Source organism: Streptomyces sp. Ru71 (assembly GCF_002920535.1).
In the GTDB taxonomy this organism is placed as follows: domain Bacteria; phylum Actinomycetota; class Actinomycetes; order Streptomycetales; family Streptomycetaceae; genus Streptomyces.
Map to the genome: position 1 here is coordinate 1 of NZ_PQSS01000106.1, position 23,326 is coordinate 23,326.

At 72.7% G+C, this 23,326-nt stretch carries 22 protein-coding genes and 2 pseudogenes; 12 read left to right on the top strand and 12 right to left on the bottom strand.

Features of this window, described 5'->3' with window-relative positions; translation table 11 throughout:
• The 4 genes and pseudogenes from C3489_RS39720 to C3489_RS34975 all read left to right on the top strand — a co-directional run.
• Window positions 1-114: pseudogene (locus tag C3489_RS39720) on the top strand (acyl-CoA dehydrogenase); the annotation flags it as partial.
• Window positions 115-134: 20 nt separating this feature from the next.
• Complete coding sequence (locus tag C3489_RS34965) at window positions 135-1,703, top strand: 4-coumarate--CoA ligase family protein (protein WP_103786161.1); 1,569 nt, start codon at window positions 135-137, stop codon at window positions 1,701-1,703.
• A complete protein-coding gene (locus C3489_RS34970; protein WP_103786162.1) occupies window positions 1,700-2,437 on the top strand; it encodes an enoyl-CoA hydratase family protein in 738 nt (245 codons plus the stop codon). The genes C3489_RS34965 and C3489_RS34970 overlap by 4 nt, the downstream gene beginning before the upstream one ends.
• A 4-nt stretch (window positions 2,438-2,441) precedes the next feature.
• Window positions 2,442-3,047 (top strand): TetR/AcrR family transcriptional regulator, encoded by a 606-nt coding sequence (locus tag C3489_RS34975; RefSeq protein ID WP_103786163.1) that lies wholly within the window; start codon window positions 2,442-2,444, stop codon window positions 3,045-3,047.
• 70 nt (window positions 3,048-3,117) lie between these two features.
• Here the strand turns inward: C3489_RS34975 and pdxH are convergent, their stop codons facing one another.
• Entirely contained in the window at window positions 3,118-3,747 is a 630-nt protein-coding gene (gene pdxH, locus C3489_RS34980; RefSeq protein WP_103786177.1) for a pyridoxamine 5'-phosphate oxidase, read from the bottom strand.
• 237 nt (window positions 3,748-3,984) lie between these two features.
• On the opposite strand from pdxH, the gene C3489_RS34985 reads away from it, so the two are divergent.
• A complete protein-coding gene (locus C3489_RS34985) occupies window positions 3,985-5,085 on the top strand; it encodes a citrate synthase 2 (protein ID WP_103786164.1) in 1,101 nt (366 codons plus the stop codon).
• A gap of 22 nt (window positions 5,086-5,107) precedes the next feature.
• On the opposite strand, the gene C3489_RS34990 is transcribed toward C3489_RS34985, so the two are convergent.
• Window positions 5,108-6,124 carry an isopenicillin N synthase family oxygenase gene (locus tag C3489_RS34990; protein WP_103786165.1) on the bottom strand — a complete coding sequence of 339 codons (1,017 nt, stop codon included), beginning with the start codon at window positions 6,122-6,124 and terminating at the stop codon, window positions 5,108-5,110.
• Between the two features lie 617 nt (window positions 6,125-6,741).
• Between C3489_RS34990 and C3489_RS34995 the strand changes: the two genes are divergently transcribed.
• Window positions 6,742-7,494: an SIS domain-containing protein gene (locus C3489_RS34995; RefSeq protein WP_103786166.1), complete on the top strand. Its 753-nt coding sequence runs from the start codon at window positions 6,742-6,744 to the stop codon at window positions 7,492-7,494.
• A 70-nt stretch (window positions 7,495-7,564) separates the two neighbouring features.
• Here the strand turns inward: C3489_RS34995 and C3489_RS35000 are convergent, their stop codons facing one another.
• Complete coding sequence (locus tag C3489_RS35000) at window positions 7,565-8,965, bottom strand: PAS domain-containing protein (protein ID WP_103786178.1); 1,401 nt, start codon at window positions 8,963-8,965, stop codon at window positions 7,565-7,567.
• Window positions 8,966-9,122: 157 nt separating this feature from the next.
• The gene (locus tag C3489_RS35005; RefSeq protein WP_103786167.1) at window positions 9,123-9,593 is read right to left on the bottom strand and encodes a GNAT family N-acetyltransferase; all 471 of its coding nucleotides are present in this window, start codon (window positions 9,591-9,593) and stop codon (window positions 9,123-9,125) included.
• Window positions 9,594-9,766: 173 nt separating this feature from the next.
• Here C3489_RS35005 and C3489_RS35010 point away from each other — a divergent pair, with 173 nt between their 5' ends.
• Together C3489_RS35010 and C3489_RS35015 are read left to right on the top strand one after the other, a co-directional pair.
• Window positions 9,767-10,459: a metal-dependent transcriptional regulator gene (locus tag C3489_RS35010; protein WP_103786168.1), complete on the top strand. Its 693-nt coding sequence runs from the start codon at window positions 9,767-9,769 to the stop codon at window positions 10,457-10,459.
• Between the two features lie 484 nt (window positions 10,460-10,943).
• Entirely contained in the window at window positions 10,944-11,807 is an 864-nt protein-coding gene (locus C3489_RS35015; protein ID WP_103786169.1) for an alpha/beta fold hydrolase, read from the top strand.
• Between the two features lie 31 nt (window positions 11,808-11,838).
• Here the strand turns inward: C3489_RS35015 and C3489_RS38890 are convergent, their stop codons facing one another.
• On the bottom strand, window positions 11,839-12,069 hold the full coding sequence (locus C3489_RS38890; RefSeq protein ID WP_181139970.1) for a hypothetical protein: 231 nt from the start codon (window positions 12,067-12,069) through the stop codon (window positions 11,839-11,841).
• A 375-nt stretch (window positions 12,070-12,444) separates the two neighbouring features.
• Here C3489_RS38890 and C3489_RS35025 point away from each other — a divergent pair, with 375 nt between their 5' ends.
• Window positions 12,445-13,341, top strand: coding sequence for a terpene synthase family protein (locus C3489_RS35025; protein WP_219822005.1), 897 nt, complete (start codon window positions 12,445-12,447; stop codon window positions 13,339-13,341).
• 90 nt (window positions 13,342-13,431) lie between these two features.
• On the opposite strand, the gene C3489_RS38895 is transcribed toward C3489_RS35025, so the two are convergent.
• Window positions 13,432-13,797, bottom strand: coding sequence for a CAP domain-containing protein (locus C3489_RS38895; RefSeq protein WP_181139971.1), 366 nt, complete (start codon window positions 13,795-13,797; stop codon window positions 13,432-13,434).
• Window positions 13,798-14,227: 430 nt separating this feature from the next.
• Between C3489_RS38895 and C3489_RS35035 the strand changes: the two genes are divergently transcribed.
• Entirely contained in the window at window positions 14,228-14,476 is a 249-nt protein-coding gene (locus C3489_RS35035) for a hypothetical protein (RefSeq protein WP_146075390.1), read from the top strand.
• Between the two features lie 65 nt (window positions 14,477-14,541).
• Here C3489_RS35035 and C3489_RS35040 read toward each other — a convergent pair whose 3' ends face one another.
• From C3489_RS35040 to C3489_RS35065, 6 genes are all read right to left on the bottom strand, one after another.
• A complete protein-coding gene (locus C3489_RS35040) occupies window positions 14,542-15,303 on the bottom strand; it encodes an ABC transporter permease (RefSeq protein ID WP_258055085.1) in 762 nt (253 codons plus the stop codon).
• Window positions 15,300-16,139: an ABC transporter ATP-binding protein gene (locus tag C3489_RS35045; protein WP_103786181.1), complete on the bottom strand. Its 840-nt coding sequence runs from the start codon at window positions 16,137-16,139 to the stop codon at window positions 15,300-15,302. The genes C3489_RS35040 and C3489_RS35045 overlap by 4 nt, the downstream gene beginning before the upstream one ends.
• 210 nt (window positions 16,140-16,349) lie before the next feature.
• Complete coding sequence (locus C3489_RS35050; RefSeq protein WP_103786172.1) at window positions 16,350-17,393, bottom strand: polyprenyl synthetase family protein; 1,044 nt, start codon at window positions 17,391-17,393, stop codon at window positions 16,350-16,352.
• 275 nt (window positions 17,394-17,668) lie between these two features.
• Window positions 17,669-19,258: a transporter gene (locus C3489_RS35055; protein WP_103786173.1), complete on the bottom strand. Its 1,590-nt coding sequence runs from the start codon at window positions 19,256-19,258 to the stop codon at window positions 17,669-17,671.
• Window positions 19,255-20,028 (bottom strand): ABC transporter ATP-binding protein, encoded by a 774-nt coding sequence (locus C3489_RS35060; protein ID WP_103786174.1) that lies wholly within the window; start codon window positions 20,026-20,028, stop codon window positions 19,255-19,257. Before C3489_RS35060 ends, C3489_RS35055 begins: the two co-directional genes overlap by 4 nt.
• A 153-nt stretch (window positions 20,029-20,181) precedes the next feature.
• A complete protein-coding gene (locus tag C3489_RS35065; RefSeq protein ID WP_103786175.1) occupies window positions 20,182-20,835 on the bottom strand; it encodes a bifunctional DNA primase/polymerase in 654 nt (217 codons plus the stop codon).
• Window positions 20,836-21,153: 318 nt separating this feature from the next.
• Between C3489_RS35065 and C3489_RS35070 the strand changes: the two genes are divergently transcribed.
• Both C3489_RS35070 and C3489_RS39725 read left to right on the top strand, forming a co-directional pair.
• Complete coding sequence (locus C3489_RS35070) at window positions 21,154-22,539, top strand: transcriptional regulator (RefSeq protein WP_103786176.1); 1,386 nt, start codon at window positions 21,154-21,156, stop codon at window positions 22,537-22,539.
• Between the two features lie 179 nt (window positions 22,540-22,718).
• Window positions 22,719-23,326: pseudogene (locus C3489_RS39725) on the top strand (hypothetical protein); the annotation flags it as partial.

Below are 23,326 nucleotides of genomic sequence, written 5' to 3' on the forward strand. Positions count from 1 at the left end.
GGACTCGCCCGGTTGATAACGGCCGCGCGCGTGGCTCGTATTGCCCCGGTGAGCCGGGAGATGATTCTGAACTACGTCTCCCACCAGACCCTGGGCCTGCCCAAGTCGTACTAGGCGACCGCACTGGAGGAACCGTGTTCCGCAGCGAGTACGCAGACGTCCAGCCCGTAGACCTTCCCATCCACGAGGCCGTGCTCGGCCGGGCCGCCGAGTTCGCGGACACCCCCGCGCTCGTCGACGGCACCGACGGCACCGCCCTCACCTACGAGCAGGTGGACCGCTTCCACCGGCGCATCGCCGCCGCGCTCGCCGAGGCCGGGGTGCGCAAGGGCGACGTGCTCGCCCTGCACAGCCCCAACACCGTGTTCTTCCCCATCGCCTTCTACGCCGCCACCCGCGCGGGCGCCTCCGTCACCACCGTGCACCCCCTCGCCACCGCCGAGGAGTTCGCCAAACAGCTCGCCGACTGCGCCGCCCGCTGGATCGTCACCGTCTCCCCGCTGCTGGACATCGCGCGCCGCGCCGCGGAGATCGCCGGCGGGGTCGCGGAGATCTTCGTGTGCGACCACGCGGCCAACCACCGCTCGCTGATCGACATGCTGGCCTGTGCCGCCCCCGAGCCGTCCGTGGCGATCGACCCCGCCGAGGACGTCGCCGCACTGCCCTACTCCTCGGGCACCACCGGCATCCCCAAGGGCGTGATGCTCACCCACCGGCAGATCGCCACCAACCTCGCCCAGCTGGAGCCCGCCATCACCACGGGCCCCGGCGAACGCATCCTCGCCGTCCTGCCGTTCTTCCACATCTACGGGCTCACCGCCCTGATGAACGCACCCCTGCGCAAGGGCGCCACCGTCGTCGTCCTGCCCCGCTTCGAGCTGGAGACCTTCCTCGCCGCCCTCCAGAACCACCGCATCACCGGCCTGTACGTGGCACCACCCATCGTGCTCGCCCTGGCCAAGCACCCCCTGGTCGCCCAGTACGACCTGTCGGCGCTGAAATACCTCATCAGCGCCGCCGCCCCGCTGGACGCGGCCCTCGCCGCCGCCTGCTCCCAGCGCCTCGGCCTGCCACCCGTCGGCCAGGCCTATGGCATGACCGAACTCTCCCCGGGCACCCACGTCGTCCCCCTGGACGCCATGCACGACGCCCCCGCCGGCACCGTCGGCAAGCTCATCGCCGGCACCGAGATGCGCATCGTCTCCCTCGACGACCCCGACAAGGACCTGCCCGCCGGCGAATCCGGCGAGATCCTCATCCGCGGCCCCCAGGTCATGAAGGGCTACCTGGGCCGCCCCGACGCCACCGCCGCCATGATCGACGCCGACGGCTGGCTGCACACCGGCGACGTCGGCCACGTCGACGAGGACGGCTGGCTGTTCGTCGTCGACCGGGTCAAGGAACTCATCAAGTACAAGGGCTTCCAGGTCGCCCCCGCCGAACTCGAAGCGCTGCTGCTCACCCACCCCGGCATCGCCGACGCCGCCGTCATCGGCGACCTCGACGCCGACGGCAACGAGATCCCGCACGCCCACGTCGTCCGCCAGCCCACCGCGGCCGGCCTCGGCGAAGGCGAGGTCATGATGTACGTCGCCGAACGCGTCGCCCCCTACAAACGCATCCGCAAGGTCACCTTCATCGACACCGTGCCGCGCGCCGCCTCCGGCAAGATCCTGCGCCGCCGGCTCAGGGAGCACCCATGACCGCCCTCGTCGGCCGCAGCCGCACCCGGGGAGCCGAAACCCTCAGCCTCGACTCCCCGGACACGCGCAACGCCCTGTCCGCCGCCCTCGTCACCGCCCTCGCCGCCGCCCTCACCGACTGCGCCAAGGACCCAGGCGTCCGCGCCGTCGTCCTCACCCACACCGGAAACACCTTCTGCGCCGGCGCCGACCTGCGCGACCCGCCCCACCCGGACGCCCTGGTCGCACTGCTGCGCCAGATCGTCGAGCTGCCCAAACCGGTCGTCGCCCGCGTCACCGGCCACGTCCGCGCCGGCGGCCTCGGCCTGCTCGCCGCCTGCGACATCGCCGCCGCGTCCGCGCAGGCCACGTTCGCGTTCACCGAGGTCCGCATCGGCGTCGCCCCCGCGGTGATCTCCCTGCCGGTGATCCCGCGCGCCGATCCCCGCGCACTGGCCCGCCACTACCTCACCGGTGAACGCTTCGACGCCCACGAGGCCGTACGCGTCGGCCTGCTCACGACCACCGCCGACGACGTCGACGAGGCCCTCGCCCCGATCCTGGACGGCCTGCGCCGGTCCGCACCCGAAGCCCTGGCCGAGACGAAACGGCTGCTCACGGCTAGGGTGCTGGAAACATTCGACCGGGACGCGGCCCACCTGACCGCGCTCTCGGCCCGGCTGTTCTCCTCCGCCCAGGCCCGCGAGGGGATGACGGCCTTCCTGGAAAGACGGGACCCGGCATGGGTGGTGTGACCACATGAGCACGACGGCGGAACGCGACCGCGAGCCCAAGCAGGACCGCAGCCGGGCCACCCGGCAGCGGCTCCTGGAAGCAGCCGTGGCCTGCCTCGCCGAGCACGGCTGGGCGGGCTCCACGGTCACCGTCGTCGCCGAACGCGCCGGCGTATCCCGCGGCGCCGCCCAGCACCACTTCCCCACCCGCGAGGACCTGTTCACGGCCGCCGTCGAATACGTCGCCGAGGAACGCTCATTGGCACTGCGCGCCCTCTTCCCCGAAGGCGCGCAGGCCGCCGGCCGCCGGGCCGTGGTGAGCGCCCTCGTCGACCTCTACACCGGCCCCCTCTTCCGCGCCGCCCTCCAGCTGTGGGTGGCCGCCTCCAACGAGGACCAGCTGCGCGGCCGCGTCACCGAACTGGAAGCCCGGGTGGGCCGCGAGACCCACCGCATAGCCGTCGAACTCCTCGGCGCCGACGAGTCCCGCCCCGGCGTCCGTGAAACCGTCCAGGGCCTCCTCGACATGGCCCGCGGCCTGGGCCTGGCCAACCTCCTCACCGACGACACGACCCGCCGGGAACGCGTCGTGGCGCAATGGGCGGCCCTGCTGGACGCGGCGCTGGGCTGAGGGCGTAGTCAGAAGCGCCCGGCGGACACCACACCGTCCGTGTTTCCGGGGCGAACTCTGACCGCCGCCCTCACGGAGCGAGCCGCTCCACCCGCCAGCTCCCGTCCGCCTCCGCCACATACCGCAGCCGGTCGTGCAGCCGGTTCTCCCGGCCCTGCCAGAACTCCACGCTCTGCGGGGCCACCCGGAAACCACCCCAGTGCGGCGGCACCGGCACCTGCTCCCCCTCCGGATAGCGCCCCTGCAGCTCCGCGTAGGAGGCGTCCAGTTCCGCCCGCGAGACGATCACCGTGGACTGCGCACTGGCCCACGCGCCGAGCTGCGAGCCGTGCGGCCGGGACCGGAAGTACGCGGCCGTCTCGTCCCGCCCCGTACGCCGGGCCACGCCCTGCACGATCACCTGCCGGGCCATCGGATGCCACGGGAAGAGCAACGAGACATACGGGTTCTCGCCCAGCTCACGGGCCTTGCGCGAGTCGTAGTTGGTGTAGAAGACGAAACCCTGCTCGTCGAACCCCTTCAGCAGCACCGTCCGCGAACTCGGCCGGCCCTCGGCGTCCGCCGTGGAGACGACCATCGCGTTCGGCTCGAACAGGTGGGCCTCCGTCGCGGCCTGCCGGAACCAGCGCGCGAACTGCTCCACCGGCGTGGCGGCCAGGTCGGCCTCCGCCAGGCCCTCGGCGCGGTAGTGCTTGCGCATGGCGGCGGGATCGGGCGCGGGACCGAGAAACGCGGCGTCGTGGTCATTCACGCGAGCATCTTGCCGTATCGACCGCCCGGCCGTACCCGGCCGAACCCCGTTGGTGGCACTGAGTGCCGCGAGACCTCCCCAAGGGTGGCACTCGGAGATATGGTGGCCGCAACCCGGTTGGGTGACGGTCGACCCCACGGGGCATCACCAGGGTGACCATCGAACACCACCACGAGGAGCCGCCTGATGTCCGACTTCGTACCCGGTCTCGAAGGAGTCGTCGCGTTCGAGACGGAGATCGCCGAACCGGACAAGGAAGGCGGCGCACTCCGCTACCGCGGCGTCGACATCGAGGACCTCGTCGGCCACGTCTCCTTCGGCAACGTCTGGGGACTGCTCGTCGACGGAGCCTTCAACCCCGGACTGCCGCCCGCCGAACCCTTCCCCATCCCCGTCCACTCCGGCGACATCCGCGTCGACGTACAGTCCGCGCTCGCCATGCTCGCCCCCGTCTGGGGCCTCAAACCTCTCCTGGACATCGACGTCGAACAGGCCCGCGACGACCTCGCCCGCGCCGCCGTCATGGCCCTGTCCTACGTCGCCCAGTCCGCCCGCGGCCAGGGCCTGCCCATGGTCCCGCAGCGCGAGATCGACAAGGCCGAGTCCGTCGTCGAACGCTTCATGATCCGCTGGCGCGGCGAGCCCGACCCCAAGCACGTCAAGGCCGTCGACGCCTACTGGACCTCCGCCGCCGAGCACGGCATGAACGCCTCCACCTTCACCGCCCGCGTCATCGCCTCCACCGGCGCCGACGTGGCCGCCGCGCTCTCCGGCGCCGTCGGAGCCATGTCCGGCCCGCTGCACGGCGGCGCCCCCTCCCGCGTGCTCGGCATGATCGAGGAGATCGAGCGCACCGGCGACGCCGCCGGCTACGTCAAGAAGGCCCTCGACCGCGGCGAACGCCTCATGGGCTTCGGCCACCGCGTCTACCGCGCCGAGGACCCCCGCGCCCGCGTCCTGCGCCGCACCGCCCGCGAGCTCGGCGCCCCCCGCTTCGAGATCGCCGAAGCGCTGGAGAAGGCCGCCCTGGAAGAACTCCACAACCGCCGCCCGGACCGCGTCCTGGCCACCAACGTCGAGTTCTGGGCCGCCATCATGCTGGACTTCGCCGAGGTCCCGGCGCACATGTTCACCTCGATGTTCACCTGCGCCCGCACCGCCGGCTGGTCGGCGCACATCCTGGAGCAGAAGCGCACCGGCCGCCTGGTGCGCCCCTCCGCCCGCTACATCGGCCCCGGCCCCCGCAGCCCCCGAGACATCGAGGGCTACGACGACATCGCCTACTGAGCGGAACCGGCACGAGCCGGCATCACGCGGGAGCCAGCAGCCCCGCGTGATGCCGCTCGGCCACCAGCGGATGTGCCCGCACCTTGCCCTTCAGCTCGTTGAAGCCGTACTCCGCGAACAACGGATTGCCCGGATCCTGCGACACACCCGGCGCCACCGCCGCATGCGGGAACGGCAGCGGCTCCACCCGCGCGTCCAGCCGCGGGTTGTAGAAGAACGGCACCGAGAACCGCTCCGTCGCCCCCGCCGGTGACACCACCCGATGCCGGGTGGCCAGCAGATACCCGTTCGTCGCCACCTCCAGCAGCTCACCCAGGTTCACCACGAACGCCCCCTCGACCGGCGGCACGTCATGGAAGAACCCGTCCTCCCGCTGCACCTGCAACCCACCCACCTGGTCCTGCAGCAGCAGCGTCAGGAAGCCGTAGTCCTTGTGCGCACCCACGCCCTGACCGGCGCCGTCCCCGGCACTGCCCGGATACCGCACCAGCTTCAGATGCGGATGCGCCCACTCCCCGAAGATCGGGTCGTAGAAGCCGGCCGGAGCCCCGATGGCGACCAGCAGCTCCCGCAACAGCCGCCCGGCGACGTCACTGAGCCGCGCGATCCACGCCAGCGCCGCCTCCCTCAGCTCCGGCAGCGCCGCCGGCCACTGGTTGGGCCCCTGCAGCCACCAGTACGCCGGCTCACCCGGCCCCGGCACCCGCGCCGGCCGCTCCGCCCCGATGTCCAGCTGGTCCCGCCAGTCCTGCCGCCCACCGGTGCGCTCGTCACCCACCCGCGTGTAGCCACGGAAGTGCGGCGAGCGGACGTTGTCGATGGCCAGCCGCTCGCTCTTGGGCAACGCGAAGAACCGCCGCATGGCACCCACCAGCCGCTCGGTCTCCTCCCGGGTCACCCCGTGCCCCACCAGCTGGAAGAACCCCACGTCATGGGCGGCACTGTGCAGCTGCGCGTGCAGCAGCGCCCGCGCCTGCGGCCCGCGGTCGGCGGCGGAGAGATCGATGATCGGCAGTTGCTGATACGTCATGGGACACATCCGTGGGTGTACGGGGGCCCGCGCGAACCGCTGAGGGTGGGCGAGGACGCACGGGTGCCAGGGCGAGAAGGAAGAAGATCAGGAAGCGCGGGAAACGGCTGGACGGCTCAGACGGAGCGTCGACAGCCCATGCTCGTGACGCGGACGAAGTCCACGTGGCGGCGCCGGACGAGCGAAATCATGCGCCCAGCGTACTGCGCCCCGAAAAAACCACGGCAAAGCCGCCGTAAAACGCAGACGACCCGCGAGTCTGGTTCCTCCAGCGGAGGAGCCGGCCGGACGTACCGGCGACTCGCAGGTCGGGTGACTGCTTGGGATTGGGCCGGCTGCACGCGTCTCTCACGCGCTGGTCCGGCACCGCACAGTGTGTGGTGACGGGCCGCTAGCCCGCAGCCACCTCACGCGTCCGGTATTCATACATCTGCCGAACCACCTCCCTTCTCGTGTGCACGCAACACTAAGAAGCGCTCCGGCCCGTATCAACCGTTTTTTTGAGTTGTTCACCGAGCGGGTTCCGGCCGGGTGCCTCGGGGCGCCCCCGCGCCGTATTGACACCGCACTGGTCCAGACCGCACCGTGATCCGCGGTAGCGGCCGTGACGCGAAGGAGCCACGCGGATGAGCGACAAACTGGGCGGGCAGTTCTTCGACGCCGCGATCGGGCTGTTGCAGCGTGTCCGGGACGAGGAGGGCGAGCGGATCCAGGCCGCCGGCACGCTGCTCGCCGATGCCGTCGCCGCCGGGGGGAACCTGTTCGCGTTCGGGGCGGGGCACTCCTCGCTCGCCGCTCAGGACGTCGTCTACCGGGCCGGTGGGCTGGCGCTGATGAACCTGCTCGCGGTGCCCGGGGTGGTCGGGGTGGACGTGATGCCCGCGACGCTCGGGTCGGCGCTGGAGCGGGTCGACGGGCTGGCGAGCGCGGTGCTGGACAGTTCGCCGGTCCGTGCGGGCGACGTGCTGGTGATCATCTCGCTGTCCGGGCGCAACGCGCTGCCCGTGGAGATGGCGATGAACGCCCGCGCGCTCGGCGTGAAGGTCATCGGGGTGACGTCGGTGGCGTACGCGGAGCAGACGAAGTCGCGGCATGTGTCGGGGACGTTCCTGAAGGACCACTGCGATCTGGTGCTGGACTCGAAGATCGCGGTCGGGGATGCCGAGCTGTCCCTGGAGGGCATTCCGGCGCCCTTCGCCCCCGCCTCCACCGTCGTCACGACCGCCCTGCTGCAGGCCGTGATGGCGACCGCGGCCGGTGCGCTCGCCGACCGGGGCATCGAGCCGCCGCTCCTGCGCTCGGGCAACGTCGACGGCGGGCACGAGTGGAACGGGCGGATCCTGCGGGAGTACCGGGAGCGGATCTTCTACCGGCACTGAGCGGGCACCGGCGGTGAGCGGCTACCGGCACTGAGCCGCCATCGGCGGTGAGCGGCTCTGATCAGCGCCGTCACGTCTCCTTCGTGGCCTCCGCCAGGTCCAGGCACATCGCGATGTGCGCGGCCACGTCCTCGGCGTAGGCGATGTCGAAGCGTTCGAAGGGGCCGCGGCCGCCGCCGCGCAGGAACGTCACCACGCCGAGCGTGCGGCCCCGGCTGCGCAGGACCGCGCACAGCGCGTGCACCGTGTCCGACGGCCACTGCCGCTCCTGCGCCCAGGCGCGCGCCTGCTCGGCCGGTACCGCCCCGGCGGCGGCCCGCACGGAACCGGCGCGTTGCACGCACTGCAGGGCCGGGTGGCCGTCGTCGTAGCGGACGGGCAGGCCTGCCGGTACGTCGAGCCGGCTGGGCCCGGGCGTGCCGGAGGGGGTGGCGGCGAGCCGGGTGAGCCGGATCGGCGCGGCGTCGGTGTCGGTGTCGGTGACGGGGCCGGCGGTGAGGCGGTCGATGAGGGCGTGGTCGGCGAAGCCGGCGAGGGCGAAGTCGAGGTGGACGGTGGCGGCCTCGGCGGGGTTCTCGCACTCGGCGGCGGCGCGGGCGGCGCGGTGCAGCTGGTTGGTGCGGAAGCGCAGCTGGGAGGCTTCCTGTTCGGCCTGTTTGGACTCGGTGACGTCCTGGAAGAGCCAGCCGACGCCGAGCGGTACGGGTTCTTCAGCGAGGGGACTGGCGAGCCGGACGAATCCGCTGCGCCAGCAACGGCGCCGGTCGCCGTCGGGGGTGCGCACGGCGACCCAGATCTCGGCGGGCGCGGGTGGGGCGCCTTCGGCCAGGACGTGGGTCAGGGCGCTTTCGAGTTCCTCCACGCCTTGGGAGAGCAGGTCGCCGAGGGGGCGGCCGAGTGCCGAGGTGCGGCGGGTGCCGAGGGCGCGTGCCGCGTGGGCGTTGACGACGGCGGGCCGCAGGTCGGCGTCGACGAGGACGACGCCCCAGGAGGCGTCCTGGAAGAGGGCCTCGCTGAGGGCGATGGAGCGTTCCAGGTCGATCTGGACGTGGACCTCGCTGAAGGCGCAGTAGACGCCGGCGGGCTTGCCGTCGGGTCCGCGGACGGCGGCGGACTGGGTGCGCACGAGGACGCGTCCGCCGTCCTTGGTGAGGAGGGCGAACTCGTGCACCTGGCGGCCGGGTGCGTGCATCGCGGACAGCAGCCGGGCCTCGACCTCGGCGGCGTCGGCGCTGCGTACGGCCCAGCCGGCGAATCCCTGGCGTCCGACGGCCTCGGCGGCGGTCCAGCCGAGGATCCGCTCGGCCTCGCGGTTCCAGTGCGTGACGACGCCGTGCGCGTCGAAGGCGCACAGGGCGGCGTCCATGCCGTCGAGGAGGGCGGCGAGCAGGTCCGAGCCGTCCCGCTCGGGCGGCTCGGGCTCGTCCGGCCCCAGCTCGTCCGTGGTCCCACTACGCCGGGAAGCACTCACCTGGACCCCCTGCAGGCTGCGTTCGCACGTGCCGAGCGACGGTTCGCTCACTTGCAATCATTCAACTTGAACGTGACGCAGCACACACCGGGTTCCCCCAAGATTGAAGGAATCGTTGTATGGCGGGAAACCGTCGGCGAACGGCGGCTGAGCGGGCCTAGGTCGGTGAGGTGAGCCGCAGGTCGATCCACAGGTCGCTCTCGCCGTCGAGGACGTAGCGGTCGGTCTCGGTGAAGCCGCGGGCGCGGGCGAATTGGAGCCCGTCGGTGTTGGCGGCGAGCACGCACGTTTCGACGGTGCGGGCGCCCAGTACGCGCGCGTGGCCGAGTCCGTCCTGGTAGAGCGCGGTTCCGATGCCCTGCCGGCGGTGGGCGGGCAGGACGCGTGCGATGACCGTCGCGGTTCCGTCCTGCGGCGGGCGCACGGTGGAGCAGCCGACGAGGACGCCGTCGAGGTAGGCGTTGGCGAGCCGGTAGCGGGTGAGCCGCTGCCGGGCCTGGTCGGGGGTCATGGCGGCGGGTGGCACGATCACGTTGTGCACGTGCCGCCACTCCTGGAGCATGTCCTCGCCGGTCACCGGTTGGATCAGCAGGCCTGTCGGCGGTGTGTGCCCCGTGTCGTCGGTCATGGCGGCACGCTAGGTGAGTGCCATGGACACGTCCATCGGATTGCGGGCCGGCGGCCGGTCGCTGCCGGTGACGCGGCACGGTTGTCAGTGGCATCCGGCAGAATTGACATCAGGGCCAGCGCACGCGCCGAAAGAGCCGTCGAGCCTTCGGCAGATCTCATCGAGGGGCACGTATGTCCGGACTGATCGACACGACGGAGATGTATCTCCGCACCATCCTTGAGCTGGAGGAGGAAGGTGTGGTCCCCATGCGCGCCCGGATCGCCGAGCGGCTCGACCAGAGCGGGCCGACGGTCAGCCAGACGGTGGCGCGGATGGAGCGGGACGGCCTGGTGTCCGTCGCCAGCGACCGGCACCTGGAGCTGACCGACGAGGGCCGCCGGCTGGCCACGCGGGTGATGCGCAAGCACCGCCTGGCCGAGTGTCTGCTGGTGGACGTGATCGGCCTGGAGTGGGAGCAGGTCCACGCCGAGGCGTGCCGCTGGGAGCACGTGATGAGCGAGGCGGTGGAGCGCCGGGTGCTGGAGCTGCTGCGGCACCCGACCGAGTCGCCGTACGGCAACCCGATCCCGGGGCTTGAGGAGCTGGGCGAGAAGGACGGCGCCGACCCGTTCCTGGACGAGGGCATGGTGTCCCTGGCCGACCTGGACCCGGGGACGGAGGGGAAGACGGTCGTCGTGCGCCGGATCGGCGAGCCGATCCAGACGGACGCGCAGCTGATGTACACGCTGCGCCGGGCGGGTGTGCAGCCGGGCTCGGTGGTGAGCGTGACGGAGTCGGCCGGCGGGGTGCTGGTGGGCAGTGGCGGTGAGGCGGCCGAGCTGGCCGCGGACGTGGCGTCCCACGTCTTCGTCGCCAAGCGCTGACCGGCGCGTGTCGGCTCCCGTTCACGGCGAGGTCGTCGTCGCGTTCTGCTGAGCTCGTTGCGCCCGGGTTTCACTGTGCCCGAATCGCAGCGCCGCGCCACCGGCGCGTGCGAGGCTGTCGCGAGTGGCACCGCAGCCGAGGGGGCGGGAGATGCGCCGCAGACGAACGGAGGGCCCCGGCGCCCTGATGAGGCGCCGGGGCCTGTCCTCCCCTGTGCTGACCCGGAGCCCCGAGCTCTCAGGGTCATTCCCGTCGGACCGTTTTCCCCGAGCGGTCCGCCTCCCGTTGAAGATCTCCCCTCGGCAGCGCCGATCATTCCTTGAGCGAGGTCACTCGAACGAGGGGTGTTGCCCGGCAAGACGGCTATTTTCGAATACCTATTCGATAGTCTGCGTGTGAGGGGGCGCGTGGGCGACGGGGGCGCAACACACGGCACGGTGAACAACGGCAGCGACAGCGTGGAGCGTGGGGGTGCCAGAACCGATGGTGCGGCGTATCGACGTGACCGGCGCGGGCGGCGTCCGCCTCGTCGCCTGGGAGTTCGGTGACGCTCCCAAGGACGACCCGAGCGAGGCGCCCGCGCCCGGCGTGCTGTTACTGCACGGCCTGATGGGCCGTGCCGCGCACTGGGCGTCCACCGCCCGCTGGCTGTCCGAGCGGCGCCGCGCCGTAGCCCTGGACCAGCGGGGCCACGGCCGCAGCGAGAAGCCCCCGCGGGCCGCCTACACCCGGGAGGCCTACGTCGAGGACGCCGAGGCCGTGCTGGAGCAACTGGATCTCGGGCCGGCCGTGGTGATCGGGCACGCCATGGGCGCGCTGACCGGCTGGCAGCTCGCCGCCAAGCGCCCCGACCTGGTGAGCGGCCTGGTCATCAGCGACATGCGGGCCTCCGCGCTGGGTGCGGCCTCGCAGCGCGAGTGGGCCGACTGGTTCCGCTCCTGGCCCGTCCCCTTCGCCACGCTCGCCGACGTCCGCAAGTGGTTCGGCGAGGACGACCCCTGGGTGGAGCGGCCCAACCCGGCCCGTGGCGCGTTCTACGCCGAGGTGATGCACGAGTCCGCCGACGGCTGGCGGCCCGTGTTCGACCCGGAGCAGATGCTGAAGTCCCGCGAGACCTGGGTGTACGACGCGCACTGGGAGGAGCTGGCGCAGGTCCAGTGCCCCACCCTCGTGGTGCGCGGCCTCGACGGCCAGCTGGGCCGCGCCGAGGCGCAGGAGATGGTCCGCGTCCTGCCGAGGGGCCAGTACGCGGAGGTCGCCGACGCCGGCCACCTCGTCCACTACGACCAGCCGGAGGGCTGGCGGTCGGCGATCGAGCCGTTCCTCGACGCGGTCCTGACGGGGTGAAAGCCGGTGGGGGCGGGTGGCGCGCTGAGCATCAGCCCTGCGGGGACATGAAGCCGGCGGCCGCGTTGTAGAAGGGCTCGGCCATCCCGGCGAGCACCGACGCGCCCTGCATGAACGGGGTGAACGGATCGACGGAGCCGGAGGCGGGGGCGGGCGGTGCGGCGTCGGGGCTCCCGGCGTCGGCGAAGGCGGAGGCGCCCCCCTGGAGGGCGGCCACGACGGCGAGGACGACAGCGGCACGGCGAAGGAGAGGAGATCGCATGCCCGTCTCAACGACCTGCTCCGGGGCAGGTCACAGCGCCGGAACAAGTGTGATCGACGACGGCCGGCGTCAATGGCGAAGGCGCCGCCATCCCTTCGGCTGACACCGGGCAGGTGCGGCCATGCCTGGTCGCATCACCTCACCGGGTTGCAGATGATCGTGAACCCCATTCCTTTCGTCGGAAAGGTTCACGCTGCCATGCGACACCGCGTGTCCGAGGTCGAATTGCCCCCTCTTTTCTGCCCCCTGGAATCCGCTGTGCACCCCCGCGTCCGACAGGTCGAGAAACGTGCCGTGGAATGGATCGAGGGGAGTGGAATGTGCGCGTCGGAACGGGAAAAAGCATGGGTTGTGGCGACCCACAGCGCTGATTTCATGGCCCGCTTTGCGCCCGTAGCCGACGAGGACCGGCTGCTGGCGACCGCGCTGTGGGTGTACTGGGGCTTCGCCTTCGACGACGCCCGGTGCGACAGCGGGCCCCTGAGCACCCGGCCCGCCCAGTTCAACGCACTGGCCGGGCAGGTGCAGCGGGCCTGTGAGACCGACCGGGCCGAGCCCGACGACCGGTACGCGCGGGCATTGCAGGACATCATGCGCCGCTTCCGCTCCTTGACCCCGCCCACCCAGGTCGCCCGGTTCGTCCACGCGCACCGCGCCTGGCTGTCGGGGGTGGCGTGGCAGATCGGCAACCAGGCCGTGGGCCGGATGCCGGGCCTGGACGAGTTCCTGGCGATGCGGCTGCTGTCGGCGGGCGGGCACCCCACCTTCGCGCTGCTGGAGCCGGCCACGGGGGCGTACGTCCCCGACCGCGAGATGCACCGCCCGGCGGTGCAGGCGCTGACCGAAATGGCGATCATGGTGGCCTCCCTCGACAACGACCGGCACTCGCTGCACAAGGAACTGTCCCGGGGCCAGACGGACCAGAACATCTACACCGTGCTGATGGCCGAGCGCGCCCTCCCGCTGCAGCAGGCCGTCCACGAGGCGAGCGCGCTGCGCGACCGCGTGCTGCTGCGGTTCCTGCGACTGCACGACCGCGTCCGGCCAACCGCCGGCCCGGAGCTCGCCACCTATCTCCAGGGCCTGCGCCACGGGATGCGGGGCAACAACGAATGGGGGCTGCGGGTCCCCCGCTACCTCAGCCTGGGCCACTGGCCGGACGAGCGGGAGGACCTGCTGGTGACGTTCGCCGAGGAGCCGTCCGACAGCCGCCCCGGCCCGGTGGAGGGCGCCCCCTGCATCGCCTGGTGGTGGGACCCGGACCTCGGCTGACGTCAGCGACGGGGCCCGGGTCCCGGCTGACGTCTGCGGCGGGACTCGGTCTCGGCTGATGTCATCGACGGGACTCGGTCTCGGCTGACGTCAGCGGCCGGAGGCCAGGTCCAGGGTCCACCAGGGGCCGCCGGGACCGCCCGTGGCGCCCACACCGGCGTGGGTGTAACCGCAGGTCAGCAGGATGGCGCGGTGCGGTGGGCTGTCCATCCACGCCGCGACGGCGGCGCCCGGTGTGGCGGGCCCGGCGGTGATGGTCTCGCCGCTGTGCCCGGCGCGGTATCCCGCGGCCCGCATCCGCTCCTCCGGACCGCTGCCGTCGGAACCGGTGTGGGTGAGGCGCTGCTGCCGGGCCATGTCCTCGCTGTGCCGTTGCGCGGCTCGGGTGAGCGCGGCCCACAGCCGCACGGGAGGGCAGCCGGCCGCGGAGCGGCGCCGGTTGACCTCGGCGGCCATCCGCGAGGCCGCATCCGACGACGGCCCGGACCCGCCGGGGGCGGGGGCGGGCCGGTGCGCGGTCCCGGACGCGGGGGCCTGGCCGGGCGCGGGGGGCGGCTGCCATTGCCGTGGATCGGGCGGCGTCCAGGGCGGGACCTGCGGGGCCTGGTAGGCGGGCGGCCCGGGAACCGGTGGACCGGCCCAGGCCGGTGCCGTCGCGGCCGGAAGGGCGGCGAGAAGGGCGGCGAGAAGGGTGAAAACCGCGCACGGCGTCCTTCTCCACGCTCCGGTCATCGATTTCTGTCCCCTCATTTTTTAGGCTGTTGTGCTCGGCGCTTCCTTCGGGGGAATTCGGCATTTCCCGCCGGTTTTCCGACCCTGCGCCGACTAGGGTGAAATCACCGTTTCCCTTTCCTGTGCACAGGTCTGTTCTCCCCGAGGAGTTCTCATGTCATTGCGGGTTCGTCGTATCGCCGCCGTGTCCGTCGCCGCGCTGGCCGTGCTGGCCGGCGGGGTGGCCACGGCGGCGAGCGCCTCGGCGCAGCCGGCGCAGTCGGCCGAGGCCCTGGCCTACCCCGGGCCCGGCGGTTCCGACGACTACCACGGGGGCCACGACCGGCCGCTGCGTTTCGGGCCGTTCGAGTTCCCCCGGTACGGCACGGTCTCCGGCGGCTTCACCTGGGGCCTGAAGGACTGACGCCGGCGGGTCCAGATGAGGGGGGAGGCGTCCCGGGCGCCTCCCCCCTCACGCATGGTCACGGCTCACCGCTTGAGCGTCGCGGCGCTGGCGACGAGCACCATGATCACGCAGCCCAGGATCAGCAGGGCGTCGCGGACGAACAGCCCGGTGATCCCGGTGTGGGTGGCCGCCTCGCCGGCGGCCTGGACGGCGTACGTCATCGGCATGACCTCGGCCGCGGCCGACAGCGCCCCCTGCATCTGGTCGCGGGGCACGAACAGCCCGCACACCAGGAACTGCGGCAGCACACCCGCCGGCAGGAACTGCACCGCCTGGAACTCGTTGCGGGCGAACGCGCTCACCAGCAGCCCGAGGGCCAGGCCCAGCAGCGCGCCGAGCATGGCGATGACCATCAGCAGATAGGGCGGGCCCTTGATGTCCAGGCCCAGCGGGCCGACGGACAGCAGCGTGGACAGCACCGCCTGGAGCAGGGCCAGGAACGCGAAGGCGACGCTGTAGCCGAGGACGATGTCCAGTCGCCGTACCGGCATGGTGAGCAGCCGCTCGGCGGTGCCTGTGGTGCGTTCGCGCAGCGTGGAGACGGATGCCACCAGGTACATCACGATCACCGGGAAGACGCCGAAGACCTGCGGGCCGACCCGCTGGAAGGTGGGCTCGGAGTCGTGGAACATCAGCTTCAGCAACACCATCAGCATGCAGGGGATGCCCAGCAGCAGGGCCGTGCTGCCCTTGTCGCGGGAGATCTGCTGCAGGACCCGGACGGCGGTGGCGCCGGTGATGGTGGGGGAGAACGGCAGCCGCTCGGCCAGGCGGGCGCGGCTCACGGCCGGGCGTCCGTGGCGAAGAAGGCGCGTTCCGCGTCGGACGCGGTGGGCTGGTCGAGCAGTCCGGGCAGGCCGGGCAGCAAGCCGGTCTCGGCCGCGGCGCGCTGCCGGGCGCGGCTCTCCGCGGTGGCGGCGGCCTCTACCAGGTGCATGAACGCCTCTTCCACATCGGTGCAGCCGGTGCGCTCCAGCAGCGTGGCGCGGTCGGCGCTGGCCAGCAGCCGGCCGGCGCGCATCAGCAGCAGCCGGTCGCAGCGGTCGGCCTCGTCCATGACGTGGCTGGAGACCAGCAGGGTGGTGCCCTCCATGGCCAGGCGCTGGAACACCAGCCACAGCTCCCGGCGCACCATCGGGTCGAGCCCGACCGTCGGCTCGTCCATCACCAGCAGGTCGGGCTTGTTCAGCAGGGCGACGGCCAGCGAGACCCGCGAGTACTGGCCGCCGGACAGGCGGGTGACGAGCTTGTCGGCGTAGCTCGCCAGGTCGACCTCCTTGACCACGCGCACCACGGCGTCCTCCCTGCGCCAGCCCCGCATGCCCAGGGCGGCGGCGAAGTAGCGCAGGTTCTCCAGCACGGTCAGGTCCGCGTAGACCGACGGTGCCTGGGTGACGTAGCCGACGCGGGTGCGCAGCGGCGGGGCGCCGGCGGAGTGGCCGAGGACTTGGACGTGGCCGGCGGTGGGCTGCTGGACGCCCACCACGGACCGCAGCAGGGTCGTCTTCCCGCAGCCGCTCGGGCCGAGCAGGCCGACGATGCGGCCGCGGGGGATGGTGAAGGTGACGTTCGACAGGACCGTGTGGCTGCCGCGGACCACCTGCAGTCCATAGGCGGACACGGCAGGAACGTCGTCGGGGAGGGCCACACGGGGTTCGGTCTGGTGCACGACTCCACTGCGTTTCGTCACGAAGAGGTCCCGTTCGGGTGGCGACGGCGAGAGCGGACAGACACCGCAAAACGGCCACCGCAGGGTCAACGGCCCACCGGGACCGAAGTCACGCCCGCCCGTCACCTTTTCACGGCCGGCCGAGGGCGGCGGGCGGCGGGTTCAGGACTCCCGCCGGATCATCGCCCAGGCGATCTCCTGCAGTTGCCGGTAGGCGTCCGCGGTCGGCCGGGCGCACGACAGGGCGCGCAGCGCCGCCGACATCTGCCGGTGCGCCTCCTCCTCGGCCGCCTGCCGTCCCCCGGCCTTCTCCACCAACTCCCGTACGAGGTCCACCTCCTGCTCGCCGAGCGGGTGCGAGGAGCAGTACAGCTCCCGCAGCCGCTCGGCGGCGGAGTCGGTGCCGGCCAGGGCCGCGACCACGGGGAGCGACTTCTTGCGCGCCGCGAGATCGGCGCCCACCGGCTTGCCGCTGCGGGCGGTGCGGCCCCAGATGCCCAGCAGGTCGTCCGCGCACTGGAAGGCGACGCCCAGCCGGCGGCCGAACTCCCGCAGCCCCGCCACCCGTTCGGCGTCCGCGCCGGCGAGCACCCCGCCCAGCGCGCAGGCGCAGCCCATCAGCGAGCCCGTCTTGCCCTCCGCCATGGACAGGTACTGCGTCACCGACACCTCGGCGGCGTCCTCGAAGGCGACGTCGAGGCTCTGGCCCCGGACCAGGTCCAGCAGCGCGCCGACGAGTTCCTGCACCGCCGCGGCCGCGACCGGCGCCGGTGTCTCGGCGGCCACCCGCATCGCCGCGACCATCAGGGCGTCACCGGTGAGCACCGCCGACGGGGTGCCGAACACCGTCCATGCGGCCGGGCGGTGCCGGCGCAGGGCGTCGCCGTCGATGACGTCGTCGTGCAGCAGCGTGAAGTCGTGCACCAGCTCCACGGCCACGGCTCCCGGCACCGCGTCCAGCGGGTCGCCGCCGACCGCGACGGCGGACAGCAGCGTCAGCGCCGGCCGGACCGTCTTGCCGTGGCCGGAGGCCGGGACCAGGGGAGTGCCGTCGGCCTCGCACCAGCCGCGGTGGTAGCCGGCCACGCGCCTCTCGGCGCCGGGCAGGGCCGCCACGGCCGCCTGAAGGGCCGGCGCGAGCAGCTCCTCCACCCAGCCCAGACGGGGAAAGACTGCGCCGGGGATCGGGTCGGTGATCTGCGACATGCGCTACTCCTCAAGCCTGCCTGGTCTGTGCCGCTTACACGGGTCAGTCAATCGGGGGCGACCAGGTGGGAGCGGGGCGCGGCACACCGGAGGGCTTGAGGATCACTGGGGCGGACCAGATCTCATACGGTGCGATTGGCTCCGCCGGTTGGGTGAGGGCGCCTATGCAGGAGGGTGGCTTGGGGGTACGGCGGCTGTCCGTCGTACATGGTTGCTCGCGCAGTTCCCCGCGCCCCTTTTGCGGGGTTGCAGGCGCCGTTGGTTCTTGCTTGCCGTCAGCCCTTGCTCACCGCTGTCAGGATTTCCGGCAGGTGGGCCGCCGTTCTCGGGGCCGCCAGGCGTAGGCCCAGGTAAGTGATCGCCGCCCCGTATCCCGCCCCCGCCGGCAGCAGCAGCCAACCAGCGGACAAGGCCGTGCCGCTGACGTTCAGCCAGATCACCGCGGCGATGACGGGTGCGCACAGCAGGGCCGCCGACACCATGCCGCCGAAGATGGCGATCCAGGCCAGGCCGGCCTGCCCGGGGGCCACGTTCTTGTGGCCCTCCTGCGGGATGGAGTAGGGGAAGCGGGCCGACGTCCACGCGCCCGTGGCCAGCATCGCGCCGAGCAGCGCCAGCGACAGCCCCAGCACCTCGGGGAGCCGGTCCCAGTCGCCGAGCAGCGCCGTCGTCACCACGGTCACCAGCGTGGCGTACGGCAGGGTCACCACCAGCAGGGCCAGCGCGCGCCCGCGCAGCTCGACGTAGGCGTCGCGCGGGGAGGAGATGGTCAGGGCGACCATCCAGAAGGCGGAGGTGTCCTGGCCGAACTGGTTGTACATCTGGATGCCGAGCATGCCCGAGGCGAAGCACGCGAAGTAGACCGAGCCGGTGCCCTGCACCGCGTTGAACACCGGCACGATCAGCCCGATCGCCAGCGAGGTCACCCAGGCCGCCTTGGTCTTCGGGTCGCGCCAGATGTAGCGCAGGCTGCGTTCCATGACCGTCCCGGTGCGCCCGGAGGGCAGCAGCCGGGCGAGCCCCCGGGACGCGCCGCGCCGACGCCCGGCCGGTTCGGCGGACGCCAGAGTGGAGGCGTCGGGCGCGGTCATCAGCCGGGTCAGGGCGCGCGTCCATCCGGCGAGCAGCGCCACCAGGGCGCCCACGCTCACCAGCAGTTGCCCGGCCGCGGTCCCGTACGCTCCCCGGCTCACCGAGTCCGCGGCGCCGATCGCGGAGGCGGGCGGCAGCCAGCGCACCACGTCGGCCACCGGGTCGAGCTGCCCGAGCCCGGCCGTGCCCAGCCGCTGCGCACCGAAGTTGACCACCTGCGCCCCGACGGCGATGACCAGACCGCTCAGCACCGCCAGATCGCGGCCCTTGCGGCTGGTCAGCAGCCGGATGTTGGCGGCGGCGACGGCCCGCGCCAGCGCCACGCACACCAGCAGCGCCAGCGGTACGGCGGCCACGGCGACGGCGTACGCGGCCGCCCCGTGTGCCACCGAGATCACCGAGCCGAGCAGCATCAGCAGCGTGAACAGCGGGCCGATACCCACCAGGGAGGCCGCGAGCAGCGCCCGCACCAGCGGCTTGGGCCGCAGCGGCAGCATGACCAGCCGGGTCGGGTCGAGGGTCTCGTCGCCGCTGGGGAAGAACAGCGGCATCACCGCCCAGCCCAGCCCCAGCACCGCGACCAGCAGCACCACCAGGGACGCGGCGTGCGCGTGCCCGCGCAGCGCGATCAGCCCGAGCAGCTGCAGCGCCGCGAAGAGAAGGGTGACGACGGCCGAGGCGATGTATGCGGCCCGCCGCCCTCCGGACTGCCGCAGCCCGTTGCGCAACAGCGACAGCTTCAGCCGTACGACGGTGGCGGTCGGGTTCGTCATCGGCCGCCGCCGCCCAGCCAGTCGAGGTCGGTCCCGGTGTCGCGGTCGCTCGCGCCGACCAGTTCCAGGAACGCCTTGTGCAGGGTGGGTGCCGTGCCGCGCACCTCGGCGAGCGGGCCGTGCGCCCGGATGCGGCCGGCGGCCATCACGGCCACCCAGTCGCACAGCGACTCCACCAGCTCCATGACGTGGGAGGAGAAGACGACGGTGGCACCGGAGGCGGTGTAGCGCTCCAGGACCCCGCGGATGGTCTGCGCGGACACCGGGTCGACGCCCTCGAACGGCTCGTCCAGGAAGAGCACTTCGGGGTTGTGCAGCAGCGCCGCCGCGAGCCCGATCTTCTTGCGCATACCGGTCGAGTAGTCGACGACCAGCTTGTCGCGGCTGCCGGCCAGGTCCAGTACGTCGAGCAGCTGGCCGGCCCGCTTGTCGACCTCGGCGCCGGGCAGACCGCGCAGCCTGCCCGTGTACGCCAGCAGCTCCCGCCCCGACAGCCGCTCGAAGAGCCTGAGCCCTTCCGGCAGCACCCCGATCCGCGCCTTCACCGGCACCGGGTCGCGCCACACGTCGTGCCCGACGACCTCGACGGTGCCCTGGTCCGGCCGCAGCAGCCCGGTCACCATCGACAGCGTGGTCGTCTTGCCCGCCCCGTTCGGCCCGACCAACCCGATGAACCGCCCCGCGGGCAGCTCCAGATCGACCCCGGCCACGGCGACCTGCTCCCCGAACCGCTTCCAGAGCCCCTGCACGCGTACGGCGTAAGCAACCACCGTGCTCTCCCTCCGTCACCTGGCAGCCTACGGGGGAGCAGCGAACCCAGGGGCGCGGGACTGTGCCCGATATGCGGCTTCGCCGCGTGGGCGCGACGAGCAACGACGAACCCGCACCCGCGAGACGACGGGACCGGGCAGCTCAGTAGGCGCTCACCGATCCCGCCCACAGGCATAGGCGAGCGGCGACACCAATTCCTCCGCATCCGGCAGCCACCGATTGGCCGGAGTGGGCCGCCGGGCCCACTGCACGGCCCCCCGCGTGCCGTACCGCGTGGGCGGCGCGGCGACCCAGGAACCCTCGCCCAGCGCGACCAGGTCCAGCGACGACACCGACCAGCCGAGCTTGCGCACCAGATCCGGGAGTTTCGCCACCGCGCCCGGCAGGACGAAGAAGTGCATCCGCCGGTCCGGGGTCAGCGTCACCGGGCCGAGCGTCAGCTCCATCCGCTCCATCCGGGCCAGCGCCAGGAACCCGGCCGTCTCCGGGACGGACAGCGCGTCGAACGTCCGCCCCGTCGGCAGCAGAATGGACGCGGCCGGCTGCTTCTGCCACATCCGGCGCGCGACCGTCGCGCTGCCCGTCGCCAGCGTCGCCCAGTCCTCGCGCGCCGGGTGCGCGCCGGGCACGGCGCACGCCGGGTCGCCGCACGAGCAGACCTGCACCCCGTCGGCGGCTTCCAGCCAGGTGCCGGGGAACACGTCCCAGTGGCGCTCCTCGGCGTAGCGAACTGCGGCTTCCAGCAGGGATTCCCCGCGCTGCTGGGGAATATGGGCGGCTTCGGTGGCCGGGATCGTCTCTTCCACGTGGAACTCAACTCCCGCACCCACCTCCGGTTACGGGGTGTATCGCGCGCGGGGGAGGAGCATCGATTCGGCGTCCGGGGCGCATGGGTGCATAGGTGGGGGCGCGCGGAAGGTTCGGCGTTGTGAGCGGGTAGCCACGTGGGGGCGGCATCCGCCGTTACCCCGGCAATCCGCCCATGCCTCGCATTTTCGGTATGTCCGCTGGGCATTGATCTTCACGGCCGGAATCTCCGCGCCGCCCGGCGAGGAGGAAGCGGCCACGGAAGACACGACAACTCGGTGCACGGGCAGGCACCGCAGCCACAGGGGGTAGTGCCAATGGCCGCAAGGCCTCTTGTCGCGCGGCAGCCGAACGAACGGCTGCAGGCGCTCATCCAGGAAGCGGGTTGCTCGAACGCCGGGCTGGCCCGCCGGGTCAACATGTGCGGTGCCGAACACGGACTCGATCTGCGCTACGACAAGACGTCGGTGGCGCGCTGGCTGCGCGGGCAGCAGCCACGGGGCCGGGCGCCGGCGATCATCGCCGAGGCGCTGGGGCGCAAACTCGGCCGTACGGTCACGATCGACGAGATCGGCATGGCCAACGGCAAGAACCTCGCGTCCGGCGTCGGCCTCCAGTTCTCGCCGACGGTACTGGGAGCCATCGAGCAGGTCTGCGAGCTGTGGCGCAGCGACGTGGGGCGCCGCGACTTCCTCTCCGGATCGTCGGTCGCCGCCTCGGCTCTGGTCGAGCCGAGCCGCGACTGGCTGATCTCCGCGCCCGATGCGCAGGTGGCACGGCAGGCGGGCCCCCGCGTGGGCCTGTCCGACGTGGACGCGGTGCGCGCGATGACACAGGCGCTGGTGGAGCTGGACCACCAGTACGGCAGCGGGCATGTGCGGCCGGTGGTCGTGCACTACCTCAACAGCGTCGTCTCGGGGCTGCTGGCGGGGTCGTACCGGGAGGCGGTGGGCCGTGAACTGTTCGCGGCCGTGGCCCGCCTGACCGAACTCGCCGGGTACATGGCCGTCGACACCGGCCAACCCGGGCTCGCCCAGCGCTACTACATCCAGGCGCTGCGTCTGGCGCAGGCGGCCGGGGACCGCGGCTACGGCGGCTATGTGCTGGCCGCTTCCATGAGCCACCTGGCCGCGCAGCTCGGGAACCCGCGCGAGATCGCCCAGTTGGCGCGGGCGGCGCAGGAGGGGGCGCGCGGGCGCGTCACCCCGCGCGCGGAGGCGATGTTCTTCGCGGCGGAGGCGCGCGGGCACGCCCTGCTGGGCGATGTGCGCGCCGCGCACGCGGCGAGCGGGCGCGCGGTGAGTGCCATGGAGTCCGCGGACGCGGCCTCGGGTGACGACCCGGTGTGGATCGCGCATTTCGACGAGGCCTATCTCGCCGACGAGTTGGCGCACTGCCACCGCGACCTCGGGCAGGCGGAGGCGGCCGCGCGGTACGCCGAGCTGTCGCTGGCCGGGCATCCCGTCTCGCGTGCGCGCCGCCGGGCCATCGGCTATGTGCTGCTCGCCACGGCGCAGGTGCAGCAGCGGGAGGTCGAACAGGCCTGTGCCACGGGGCTGAAGGCCGTGGAGCTGCTGGAGTCGCTGCGCTCCAACCGGGGCGCGGAGTATCTGGAGGACTTCCAGCAGCGGCTGGAGCCGTACCGGGAGGAGTCCGTGGTGCGGGAGTTCGGGGCCCGGCTGGATCTGCGGACGGCGGCGTGACGCGGGCGTGAAGCCTGCGCGTACGGGCTTGGCGGACCTTGTACTGCGTGGGGGAGCGCGGGTTTGTTACCACGGTCACAGGGAAGGAGGTGACGTCCTCAGCTGCGTGGCATGGGCATCCGGGGACCCGGTAGCGTGAGCCGACGATTGACCAAGGTCCCCCATTCGTAGGAGTCCCGGTGACGCAGAGTGGACAGGGCGAGGAGCCCTCGGCGCAGCCCGCGCGCGAAGGCATCGTGCTGCCCTCCGACGGCGGCGAGCCCGTGCTGCCGGGGATGACGGGCTCACCCGCCCCGGGCCCGTACGCCGGGGGGCCGTACTCCGCCGGCCCGTACGGCGGTGGGCCGCAGGGCGCCGGGCAGCAGCCGGGGCCGTATCACGGCGCCCCGCAGCAAGGTGCCGCGCCCGGTGGCGAGTACGGCGGTCAGGGCGCCGCGCCGGCGGGCGGCCAGGCCTGGGGCGGCCCCTGGGGTCCCGGGCAGCAGCCGGGCCCCGCCCCGGCGCCGGACCAGGGCTGGTCCGGCGCCCAGCAGTGGCCACCGGCCGGTCAGAGCGGCGCGGGCCCGCTGCCCGCCGAGGGCACCCCGCAGCCGTACGCCGGTTACGACGCCTATGGCACCCCGCAGACCCCTCCCGGCGGCTACGGCCCCGGCATACCCGGGCAGCAGGCCGGCCCCGGTCCGCTCCCGCAGGCCGGCGGCTACGGCCCCGCGGACCCCGCCGGGCAGCAGGCGGGCCCCGGCCCGCTGCCGTCGCCCGCGGCCACGGGCCCCGCCCACGGCCAGGG